The organism is Thioclava kandeliae (genome assembly GCF_040297545.1).
GTDB lineage: Bacteria > Pseudomonadota > Alphaproteobacteria > Rhodobacterales > Rhodobacteraceae > Thioclava > Thioclava kandeliae.
Genome location: NZ_JAYWLC010000007.1, coordinates 117,120 through 128,742, shown reverse-complemented (window position 1 = coordinate 128,742; position 11,623 = coordinate 117,120). Strand labels below are relative to the sequence as shown.

Annotated in this window: 8 protein-coding genes; 5 read left to right on the top strand and 3 right to left on the bottom strand. The window is 62.8% G+C overall.

The annotated features are described in order from the left end of the window. The first annotated feature begins 62 nt into the window (after positions 1 to 62). The 5 genes from VSX56_RS10800 (at position 63) to VSX56_RS10780 (ending at position 5,094) form a co-directional block, all read left to right on the top strand. Entirely contained in the window at positions 63 to 671 is a 609-nt protein-coding gene (locus VSX56_RS10800; RefSeq protein WP_339113173.1) for a tetratricopeptide repeat protein, read from the top strand. Between the two features lie 25 nt (positions 672 to 696). Continuing rightward, positions 697 to 3,465: a helicase-related protein gene (locus tag VSX56_RS10795; protein ID WP_350937013.1), complete on the top strand. Its 2,769-nt coding sequence runs from the start codon at positions 697 to 699 to the stop codon at positions 3,463 to 3,465. 5 nt (positions 3,466 to 3,470) lie between these two features. After that, entirely contained in the window at positions 3,471 to 3,782 is a 312-nt protein-coding gene (locus VSX56_RS10790; protein ID WP_350937010.1) for an RNA-binding S4 domain-containing protein, read from the top strand. A gap of 120 nt (positions 3,783 to 3,902) precedes the next feature. Beyond that, on the top strand, positions 3,903 to 4,244 hold the full coding sequence (gene fdxA / locus VSX56_RS10785) for a ferredoxin FdxA (RefSeq protein WP_339113170.1): 342 nt from the start codon (positions 3,903 to 3,905) through the stop codon (positions 4,242 to 4,244). Positions 4,245 to 4,584: 340 nt separating this feature from the next. Then, entirely contained in the window at positions 4,585 to 5,094 is a 510-nt protein-coding gene (locus VSX56_RS10780; protein WP_339113169.1) for a CarD family transcriptional regulator, read from the top strand. Between the two features lie 67 nt (positions 5,095 to 5,161). Here the strand turns inward: VSX56_RS10780 and VSX56_RS10775 are convergent, their stop codons facing one another. The 3 genes from VSX56_RS10775 to VSX56_RS10765 all read right to left on the bottom strand — a co-directional run bounded on the left by VSX56_RS10775 (position 5,162) and on the right by VSX56_RS10765 (position 11,614). Then, the gene (locus tag VSX56_RS10775; RefSeq protein ID WP_350937007.1) at positions 5,162 to 7,060 is read right to left on the bottom strand and encodes a monovalent cation:proton antiporter-2 (CPA2) family protein; all 1,899 of its coding nucleotides are present in this window, start codon (positions 7,058 to 7,060) and stop codon (positions 5,162 to 5,164) included. A gap of 165 nt (positions 7,061 to 7,225) precedes the next feature. Next, positions 7,226 to 10,411, bottom strand: coding sequence for a hypothetical protein (locus tag VSX56_RS10770; protein ID WP_350937005.1), 3,186 nt, complete (start codon positions 10,409 to 10,411; stop codon positions 7,226 to 7,228). A gap of 216 nt (positions 10,412 to 10,627) precedes the next feature. Continuing rightward, positions 10,628 to 11,614 (bottom strand): GT-B fold glycosyltransferase domain-containing protein, encoded by a 987-nt coding sequence (locus tag VSX56_RS10765; protein WP_350937003.1) that lies wholly within the window; start codon positions 11,612 to 11,614, stop codon positions 10,628 to 10,630. Positions 11,615 to 11,623 lie beyond the last annotated feature (9 nt).

The window sequence follows — 11,623 nt, the reverse complement described above, 5'->3', positions numbered from 1 at the left end:
GGTGCTCCGAATTGTGATATTTTCAGGCTCGATTTCGAACGCGTTTCAGGTACTCTTTCACCATGAGCACGATCCAATGGACAGACAAATTTTTCGTTTCTTTGCGGCGGCTTTTTGGCGGCGCGGCGGCTATTTGCCTGATTTCGGGGAGTGTCTGGGCGCAATCGGCCAGCCAACCCGCCCAGCAGCATGCCGATTCGTCGGTGGATGGCGCTTTCAGCGAGCTGGCCGATCCTGACAATGCCGCATGGGCGCGTGCGCAATCCGATATAGAGCGGGCCTGGTCGCGTTCGGGATCGGCGGCGATGGATCTGCTGCTGAAGCGCGGCGAGGATGCGCTCGATCAGGGCGATACCGAGGCCGCGATCGAACATCTGACCGCGCTGACCGACCATGCGCCCGATTTCGCCGAGGGCTGGAATACGCGCGCGCAGGCATATTACATGGCGGGGCTCTATGGTCCGGCAATCTCCGATCTGGCGCAGACATTGCGGCTCGAGCCGCGCCAATGGGTCGCTTTGGCGGGAATTGGCATGATCCTCGAGGAAACCGGTGATAATAAGCGTGCGCTGAAGGCCTATCAGGCCTCTTTCGGCTTGAATCCGCATCAGCAGGATGTGAAAGACGCAATCGACCGGCTTGAAAAAATGCTGGGTGGCACGCCTCTTTGAAGCTGCCCCCTGCGCGAAAGGAACTATGTCTGGGCGAGTGACCGCGGTCCTTGGGCCGACCAATACCGGCAAAACGCATTATGCCATCGAACGTATGCTGGGCCACCGCACCGGCATGATAGGTCTGCCTTTGCGCCTTCTGGCGCGCGAGGTCTATGACCGGATCGTGGCCATGCGCGGCCCCTCCGTTGTGGCGCTGGTGACAGGCGAGGAGCGCATCGTGCCCGAGCGCACCCAGTATTGGGTCTGCACGACCGAGGCCATGCCCGACAATATGGGCGTGGATTTTCTAGCGCTCGACGAGATCCAGCTTTGTGGCGATCCGGAGCGGGGGCATGTCTTTACCGACCGGCTGCTGAATGCGCGGGGTCTGCACGAGACGCTTCTGCTGGGCTCGGAGACCATGAAGGGCGCGATTGTCGCGCTGGTGGACCGGGTGCAGTTCACCCGCCGCGAGCGATTTTCGAACCTGACCTATTCGGGCTCCAAGAAGACCTCGCGGATGCCGCCGCGCTCGGCGATCGTGGGTTTTTCGGTAGATAACGTCTATGCCATCGCCGAACTGCTGCGTCGCCAGAAGGGCGGCTGTGCGGTGGTGATGGGGGCGCTGAGCCCGCGCACCCGTAACGCGCAGGTTGCCATGTATCAAAATGGCGATGTCGATTATCTGGTGGCGACCGATGCGATCGGCATGGGTCTGAACCTCGATATCGACCATGTGGCCTTTTCCTCGACGGTGAAATTCGATGGCCGCCGAATGCGCTCGCTCTTTCCCTACGAGATCGGCCAGATCGCAGGAAGGGCAGGGCGCTACAAGACCGATGGCACTTTCGGTGTGACCGGTGAGGCGCGGCCTTTCGAGGAGGGCGTGGTCGAGGCGGTGGAAAACCACCGTTTCGCGCCGCTCGACCGGCTGCAATGGCGCAATTCCAAGCTGGAATTCGGCACGACCGACCGGCTGATCGCCTCGCTCGAGATGCAGCCCCAGCACGAGCGCCTGACACGGGGCCGCGAGGCGGATGACCTGCGCGCGCTCAAAACGCTGACCGCGATGCCCGAGGTGATCGACCGCGTCACCAGCCCAAAAGATGTGCGGCTATTGTGGGATGTTTGCCGTATTCCGGATTTCCGCTCGATTTCCGAAATGGAACATGCAACGCTTCTGGCGCGGATTTTCGAGTTCTTGCAGACCGGAAAAGGTGTGCCCGGCGACTGGCTGGCACGTCAGGTCGAAAGGATTGATCGGGTGCATGGCGATATCGATGCCATATCGCGCCGATTGGCGTTTATCCGCACATGGACCTATGTCGCGCAGCGAAAAGGCTGGGTCGAAGACGAATTGCATTGGCGCGAGGAGACGCGCGCTGTAGAAGACCGATTGTCAGATGCGTTGCATAGCGCGCTGACCCAACGATTTGTGGACCGGCGCACCAGTGTGTTGCTGCGGCGGCTCAAGCAGAAGGAGACCCTCGTGGCCGAGGTGAACGACAAGGGTGAAGTGACGGTCGAAGGCGAATTCGCCGGCCGTCTGGATGGGTTCCGCTTCCAGCAGGACGGCACGTCCAGCCCCGACGAGGCGAAAATGCTGGCCCGCGCGGCCTATGAGGCACTCAAGCCGGAATTCAGCCTGCGGGCGGACCGGTTCTATAATGCCCCCGACACAGAAATGGATTTCACCGAACAGGGTGGCCTGATGTGGGGCACGACCGCGGTCGGCAAGCTGGTGAAAAGCGATGATCCCCTCAAGCCCTCCGTGCAGGCCTTCGTCGATGACGAGGCCGGTGCCGATGTGGCCGAGAAGGTCACGCGCCGCCTGCAGCATTTCATCGACCGCAAGGTGGCAGCGCTCTTCGAGCCGCTGCTGTCGATGTCGCGCGATGAGGGTGTGACCGGTCTTGCCCGTGGCTTCGCGTTCCGTCTGGTCGAGGGCATGGGCATCCTCCCGCGCGAGGATGTGGCCAACGAGGTCAAGGATCTGGATCAGGAGGCGCGTGGCCTCCTGCGCAAACATGGCGTGCGCTTCGGCCAATACACCATCTTCCAGACCCAACTGCTAAAGCCCGCGCCGACGCGTCTGCGTCTGGTTCTGGCCTCGCTCTTCGACGGTCTGGATGATTTCCCCGAAAGCCCGCCCCCGGGTCTGGTGACGATCCCCAATGTGGAGACGGTCGACCGCACCGCCTATATCCGCGCGGGCTATCGCCCGGCAGGTGCCCGTGCGATCCGTATCGACATGCTGGAACGTCTGGCCGATCTTCTGCGCAGCCAGGATAGCCGTGGCGGTTTCGAGGCCAATCCCGACATGCTGTCGATCACCGGCATGACGCTCGAGCAGTTCTCGGACCTGATGCAGGGTCTGGGCTACGAGGCCGAGAAGGGCGAGCGCGAGAAAGCCAAGGCGGCACCCGCGCCGCAGGTCAAGCCCGAGGGCGAAGCCATCAACCCGATCCCCGAAGAACAGAGTGTTGTCGCCGAAGAGACCGAAGCCTCTGCCTCCGAAGGCCCCGAGATGGAGGTGTTCTATACCTTCAAATGGGTGCCGCGGGCCCGTAACCGTGCACCGCGCCGCGAGGCCGGTGAGGGTGAAGGACGTGGCAATCAAGGTGGCAAGCGCCGCTCCGAAGGCAATCGTCGCAACGATGGCGAGCAACGCCGTGGCGGCAAGCCAGGTAACAAGGGCAAAGGTGCCCCCAAAGGTGGCCAGAAATTCGAGGCACGCCCGCCGAAGAAAGAAAAGCCGATGGATCCCGATAGCCCCTTCGCGATTCTCGCAAGCCTCAAGGACAAGAAATAAGTCCGATGTCCGAGGGTCCGCAGATCCGCATCGACAAATGGCTCTGGCAGGCGCGGTTCGTAAAGACGCGCACGCTGGCCGCCGCTCTGGTGTCGGGGGGGAAACTGCGGATCAACGGTCAGAAAATCACCAAGCCCGGGCGGTCCATCGGCCCGGGCACTATTCTGACCCTGTCACTGGGGGGCGGGGTGCGGGTGCTCGAAGTGCTCGAATGCGGCGAACGCCGCGGCCCTGCGCCGGAAGCCCGTCTGCTCTACCGCGATCTGGATGGAACGGATGTTTCGTCGGGTCCGGATCGGGAAGAACAGCGCGCCTGATCTGTTTGCGTTTTCCACAAGTCCCGTCTTATGCGTGGCTTAGGTGGCAGGGGCGTCTTGCATCATGGCCCTCATAGGGCTACCAAGCCTGAAACGTCCAATAATGTCCGGATTCGTGCCATGACCTATGTCGTTACCGACAACTGCATCAACTGCAAATACACGGATTGCGTCGAAGTCTGCCCGGTGGATTGCTTCTACGAGGGCGAGAACACGCTGGTGATCCATCCCGACGAATGTATCGATTGTGGTGTGTGTGAACCGGAATGCCCCGCGGACGCGATTCGTCCCGATACCGAGCCGGGAATGGAAGACTGGGTCGAGATGAACCGCAAATATTCCGAACTGTGGCCGGTTCTGACGCAGAAAAAAGATCCGATGCCCGATCACGAGAAATATGACGGCGAAACCGGCAAGATGGAGAAATATTTCTCCGAGGCGCCGGGCGAGGGCGATCAGTAAGCCTTTGCTGCCTCACTGGTTTTTTGAACGAAGCCGGGATGTGCAACGCGCCTTCCCGGCTTTGTCATGACTGTTGAGCGGGCGGTATCCGCCGCAACATGGTTTCCGGCGTAAAGGATTTGTTAATCTTGTCATGGCGCGGTATTGACGCCGTGCTTTTCTGATCGTCGTTTTTATGGTATAGTCAGGCCATAATAGATCCGGACCCCTCTGTTACGGCATGCTCACCGTCTCAGTGATCTCACAGATATATGGCACCCGCGCGGCGCTTCGGCAGCCGGAGGGTGTCTTTTTCGCTGTGGGAACGGGCCGAACGGATTGCCTGCAAGGAAGCGACTGAATGACCAAGAAGAAATCGGAATTCCGCCCTGACGATTACGTTGTGTATCCCGCTCATGGTGTCGGCAAGATCATGTCGATCGAAGAGCAAGAGATTGCGGGCCTGAAGCTCGAGCTTTTTGTTATCTCCTTCGAAAAAGATAAAATGACCCTCCGCGTGCCGACCGCCAAAGCGACCGAGGCCGGTCTGCGTGGTCTTGCCTCCGAAGACGAGGTGACCCGCGCGCTGAACACGCTCAAGGGTAAGGCCAAGGTGAAGCGCGCCATGTGGTCGCGTCGTGCGCAGGAATACGAACAGAAGATCAATTCCGGCGATCTGCTGTCCATTGCGGAAGTTGTGCGCGACCTGCACCGCGCCGATGACCAGCGCGAGCAGTCCTACTCGGAGCGTCAGCTCTATGAAGCCGCGCTCGAGCGTCTGACCCGCGAGATCGCGGCTGTCTCGGGCACTGACGAGGCCGGTGCGGCAAAGAAAGTCGACGAAGTGCTCGACAGCCGCGCCGCCGCCTGACCATATCGCTTTCCTGATAGAAAAGCGGGCCCCGAGTGGCCCGCTTTTTGTATTTCTGGTGTCGGGATCAGTCGTCCAGCTCACCCACGCTGGCAGGCCGGTCGGTATCCACCTTGGGGGGCGGGGCGTTGTCCCCACGCATCGCGAACCGCTGCGCGATGGCCGCCTGCAGGCCCGCATTCTTCTCCTTGGTTCTTGCGATATACTCGTGGTTCTGTTCGATCGGCACACCCGGTTTCCAGACCTCCGCAAGATCGCGCACCATGGCACGGTCCATCTTGAAGAAGATTTTCTCCAGTTCTGCAGCCTCGTAATCCGACAGCCCCACATTCTCCAGCACATAGCGCCCGACGCGCAACGAGCTGTCATACATCTCGCGCACGATGTCATTCGCACCGGCTTTATACAGCTCGTAGACATGCACGCGGTCGCGGGCACGAGCGATGATATGCAGATCGGGGCGGAGTTTTCGGGCGTAGGTCACAAGCCGCGTCACCGCATCCTTGTCATCCAGCACGGCCACCAGCACCTGCGCTTTCATGATGCCTGCGGCGGCCAGCAGTTCGGGTCGAGTCGGGTCGCCGAAATAGCCCTTATAGCCGAAGGTGCGCATCAACTGGATCATCTTGAGGTCGTTATCGAGCATGGTGGTGCGGAAGCCCGACATGGTGACCAGCTGGTTCACCACCTGCCCGAAGCGGCCGATGCCGGCGATGATGATCGGTTGCTGCTCGTCGATCTCGTCGGGCTTTGGTGTCTCCTCGCGCAGTCGCGAAGCCAAGGCGCCTTGCAGGATGAACAGGAGCGGTGTGATCAGCATGGAGAGCGCGATGACCAGCAGGATCTTCTCGGCCAGATCATTGGGAAAGATCCGCTGGCTGACCGCGAAGGACACGAGCACAAAGCCGAATTCCCCCGCCTGTGCCAGCCCGAGTGTGAATAGCGACCTGTCGCGCCCCTGCATCTTGAAGAGGCGCGCGAGGCCGTAGAGGACAGCGATCTTCAACGCGACCACCCCGATGACGATCCCGGTGATTTCGAACGGGGCCGCAAAGAAGACGGCGAAATTGATGCCAGCGCCCACGGTGATGAAGAAGAGCCCCATCAGCAGGCCCTTGAATGGCTCGATGGAGGCTTCCAGTTCGTGGCGGAATTCGCTATCGGCCAGAACTACGCCCGCAAGGAACGTGCCGAGTGCGGGCGAGAGCCCCACCATATTCATCAGCGTGGCGATCCCCACCACGATCAGCAGGGCGGTGGCGGTGTTCATTTCAGGCAGGCGGGTGCTTTGCACGAAGCGGAACATCGGGCGCACAAGATAATGGCCCGCCAGCACGACCAGCGCCACGGCGGCCAGCGTCAATAGTGTTACGCCCCAGCCGGGCAGGGTCGCGATAAAGGCCGAGACCGGATTATGCGCCTGCGCCTCGGCCTTGGCCAGCGCCCGCGCGCCGGGTTGTGCCAGCAGGGGCAGGATCGCAAGCATCGGGATCACTGCGATATCTTGCGTCAGCAGCACGGCAAAGGTGGATCGCCCGCCCGGGGTCTGCATCAGTTTGCGCTCGTTCAGGGTCTGCAGAACGATGGCGGTCGAGCTGAGCGAGAAGATCATGCCCAGTGCAAGCGCCACCGAGAGTGGCTGCCCGAAGGCCATGGCAAAGGCCGTGACCGCCACCAGCGTGATTGCCACCTGCAGCCCGCCCAAGCCCACCAGCTTGTCGCGCATCGCCCAGAGCGCGCGGGGTTCCAGTTCGAGCCCGATCAGGAACAGCATCATCACCACACCGAATTCGGCAAAATGCTGGAGATCGTCCATTTCCGAACCGGTCAGGCCCAGCACCGGCCCGATCATCAACCCCGCGATCAGATAGCCCAGAACCGACCCGAGCTTGGCCCGTGTCGCCAGCGGCACCGCAATGATCATGGCGAACAGATACAGGGTGGCCTGAAGCAGAAAAGCTTCCATTTGTGCGATCGTCTTTCAATTCGGCGCGGGAGACGCGCGAGGGGTCATGCACGGATGACCAAGCAGGATGTGCTGCAAGGCTAGTCCAGATACTGGCGCGAAAAAACTCGAATTTTCGTGTGGGGCAAGTGCAATTGCCGCAGGCCGGATCGGGAGTGGCGAAGATCAGCCGTCGATCAGGTTGATGCGGTAGGCGCGCGAGCCCTTCTGGTAGGTCAGGGAATTGTCATTGATCGCCGTGATGCGTCCGCCATCGAACTTGTCGCCGATCTGCACCTTGACGAAACGGCCATTGGGCATGCGCAAGAGGGCGCGCCGGCTGGTCGTGCCGCCATAGACGCCGATCAGATTAACCTGATTGAGCTTGATGGCGTTATCGCTGGTGGCGGCTTTGGCCACCGAGGCCGAGGTCGGCAGAGTGGGCGCGGAACTGGCCTCCGGCTCGTCATCGGCTTCGGCTTCCGGTTGTGACTGTCGCTGCGGTTGCGGTGCAGGTGTCGCGGTGCGGGCGGTTTGCCGTGGAGCGGGAGCAGGGGCTGCCGCTACAGGTGTGCTGGCCATCGCCGCCGCAAGAGCCGATTGCACCGCGTTCGAGAAATTCTGTGGCCGGCCGAGGGGGCGGCGCGATACGGTCACCGCCTGGTCGGTGGCCGTGGCTTGCGCGGCTGCGGCCTGCGCGGCTGCCTCTTGCTCGGCGGCGCGCCGCTCCGCTTCCGCCTGTGCCGCTGAGGCAACCGTTGCCGGACGGGCGCGCAGGGGAGAGGCGCTCGAGAGACGCGGATCGCTGGTCTGCGGGGCCGCTTCTGTGACGTTATCTGTCTGGGCGCTCTGCGTTGCGGCCTGCGGCTCCTCGGGTTTCGCGGCAGGCTTGGCGGCGGGGCCCTGCGTCTCGGGTAGGGCGGCTGCCACGGGGATGGGGGCATTAGCGGCGGCCTCAGCCGCCTTAACCACGCTCTCGGGCCGTAGCCGCGGTGTTTTGCCCTTCAGCGATGGCGCCTGATAGGGCATCGGCTTGCCGGTCGCTTCGGTATAGGCAAAGGCCACATCCTGCGGACGCGCGCGCGGGGTCTTGGGCGGTTCGCCCGCCACCAGCATGTAATTGCCAGGCATCAACACGCCTTCGGTGGTGGGGGTCACCGTGCCGTCAGGCTGGATGCGGGCCAGCTGGTTATAGGGTGGGGGGGCGTCAGGCACTGTCGGTTCGGGGTCGCGCTTTGCAGGGGTGTCGAGCATATCGACACTGCCGGTTGCAGCGACGGGCTGCGCTTCGGCGGTTGCCGAGGCCGTATCGCTGGCGGTCGCCTCGGCAGTGGCCGGTTCTGTAGCGGTAGGGCTTTCGGTCTGTGTGGTATCTGTTTGCGCAGTGTCGGCCTGACCAGCGTCGGCCTGACCAGCGTCGGCCTGAGCACTGTCAGTCTGTGCGCTTTCCGTCCGGGCAGCGTCCGGCGAGAGTGCGGATTGCTCCTGAGCCGCGGGCAGGTCCTCGCTCTCGGAGCCGTTGCCCATGAGCATCGCCAGAATGGCCAGGACGAGGATCAGCACGCCAGTCAGCATCAGCCCGAGATATTTCGGCTTGCCACCGATACGCTCCGACAGATCCCCTGCGGGGGCATCATCTTCCTCGTCTGCCGCGCGGCTGACGCGGGCAGTGATCGAGACACGTCCCTGCGGGTTGGTTGCATCCTCTGCCGCGACCGGTTTGCGCGACAGGGGGGGGCCCTCCGTGACAGGGGCGATCACCGGTTTGCGAAGCTCGCCTGCCTTGCGTTCGGGCGTGGATCTGGCCGTAGGCTCTTTTTCGTTCCCACGTTCGGCATGCAGGGCAGGGCCCTTGCCGATGGCGGGCAGGTCGCGGCGCGCCCCGCTCAATTTGGGCGTTGCCGCAGCCTGTTCGGCATCGGCTTTCTGTGCGGCGAGCGAGGCATTCTTGCCGGGCATATCTTCGGGCCGTTCGACGCCGAATTCGGCACGCAGCCGGTCGAGATCGCTCTCGGGGATCGAGATCCGGTCCGAGCCGCCATTCTGCCAGCTCTGTGCCTGGGCGCTGGCGCGGTCGGCAGCCCCGATCGTCGCGGAGGCGGCCTGCGGGCTTTCAGCGAACTCGTCCTCGGTATAGGGGCCGCTTTCGGCGCCGAAGTCGCTGCCATATTCGGCTTCACGGCGCTCTTCCTCACTCGGCTCCTGACCATAGACCGCCAGTTCCTCGGCCAGCGAGCTGCGCGGCGTCCGGGCATGCAGGGTGTCGTGCATATCCTCGGGCATGTCGTCAATTTCGTCCTGCCATTGCGGCGGGTCCATAACATATCTGCCGGTGTCATAAGCGGCAGGAGCGCCATAGGATTGAGCGGGCTCCGCTTCGGCAGGCTCGTAGTCCTGCGCGGAACGGGCATATGTCGCCCGCGCGGCCTCTTGCTCGGCCTCCTCGCGCTCCAGCCGTTCCTGTTCGAGCCGCTCGGCTTCGAGGCGCTCGCGCTCCAGCCGTTCCTGTTCGAGCCGCTCGGCTTCGAGGCGCTCGCGCTCCAGCCGTTCCTGTTCGAGCCGCTCGGCTTCGAGGCGCTCGCGCTCCAGCCGTTCCTGTTCGAGCCGCTCGGCTTCGAGGCGCTCGTGTTCCAGCCGTTCCTGTTCGAGCCGTTCGGCTTCGATGCGCTCGTGTTCCAGCCGTTCCTGTTCGAGCCGTTCAGCTTCGAGGCGCTCATATTCCAGCCGTTCTTCCTCAACGCGGGCCGCTTCGGCGGCGCGCGCCTCGGCTTCCGCGGCCTCGGAGGCGGCTTGGGCTGCGGCGATGGCCGCGGCGCCTTCCTCGGGGGTGCAGATCACGATGGCCTTGTGGTCGGGTTGCACATAATCGCCCTGCGCCAGATATTCGGGCGCATAGGTGGTCAGGCCAAACCACGGCTCGCCCATGAACTCCTCGCCCTGCGGCAGTGCAACGAAGGAGACAGGCCGCATTCCGTGGCTTTCGGCAAAATCCTCGGCCTCGCGCAGCGTGTCGCGTGCGATCACCGCCACATGCACCGTCTTTCCGGGACCGGACCAGTCGAAGACCAGATCTTCCACCGGATAGGGTGTCATGCCAACCAGAGCGGCCTCGATCTGGCGGCGGCGCTCGGCGATGGTCGGGCCGGGGGCATGCACTGCGGTATAGAGGATTTGCGAGGCGGGAATGACGAGCTTGGTGGCAAACTCCGCCCCGCCCAGCTCGATCACCTTGGCGCGCAGCGCGGCCATCCCTGCCTCGAGCCCCGCCTCGTCATCGAGCCGGACCTGCCCATGCGCCATCCAGCCATAGCTGTGGCGTGCAAGGAGGCTGACGGTTTCGTCCGCGAAATTCAGGGCGAATTGAGGTTTCATGGTCTGGCTCGGTGCGTCTCATCGGGGCCTAAAGGCACCGTTTTGGTGTTTTGTTACTGGTAGCCGAGAACGGCTTTCAAGGAAAGCGGCGAACCACCCTGATGGGTGATTTTACCGGAGACTTCGGCAAAGCGCTGCCCATATTGGCAGGAGCTTGCACAGGGTGCCCGCGCCGGAGCGCTCCTGCCGGAAGGGCCGGTTGTAGGGCGCGCAAAGCTATCGTAGCCAGAGCCCTTCGCGCTTGATCCGGTTGCGCATGACCTTCTCGCGGCGCGGCAGGTCGTTCTGGTCAAAGAGCGCGCGGATCTTCTTGCCTTTCCCTTGTAGCACGAGTTTGCGGATCGGCTCATAGGCCTTGATCACTTTTTTGATCCGGTTGGGCGTGCAGACCTCTTCGACCATCGCGATGGCGCTTTCGCTCTCTCGGGCATAGAGAAGGGGAAGCGTGCGGTAATGGCAGCTTGACGCCCCGTCGAGCGCGTCGAGGCTTGCGGGCGGACGGCCGCCGCCGAGCGAGGCGATGACCAGCGGCAGTGCGATCTGATCGAGCCAGGGGTCGAGCGACTGGCAGGCCAGCTCATCGGGCGTCTCGTCACGGATGGAAAGCGCAAAGCGCAGGAAGCGCGCGCCGAATTCCTGCGCATCAGCGCCCATGAACCAGCCCGCGTTGAAATAGAGAAAGCGTTTCCAGAATTCCTCGGGCTGGCTCAGATCGAGCGTCGGCTCGAAGGCGATGCCGAACCGGTCATAGAGGCATTTCCAGATTTCGTGATAGCCCGGTCCATAAAGCGGCGGTTCGGGCCATGTGCCCTCGCGACGCATGGAGGCGGTCGGGTAGCTGAAATCGAGCGGAGGCAGGGGCGCGGTGAAAACGGTATCGGTATCGAAGAAGATGAAAGGTTGGGCCGGAAGGGCGGCCAGCGCCTCGATCTTGTTGCCATAGGGATAGTCTTCGCCGAAATGGCGATTCTCGAAGGGCAGGATCTCGGCGCCGTCCTCTTCGAGAATGGCCCGGATCTCCGGCGTGAGGGTGGTGGGCTCGCGCCAGCGCACACCTGTGGGTTCGGCCACGATAAGCCGTCCCTTGAACTCGGGGTTTGTCGCGCGGAAAGAGCGTGTAAAGACCACGGCCTCATGCTCGAGCCGCCCCCGCTGGGCGATGCAGAGCACGATGAAGTTTTCTTCTGACGATTGTTGCGACATGAAGGGCTC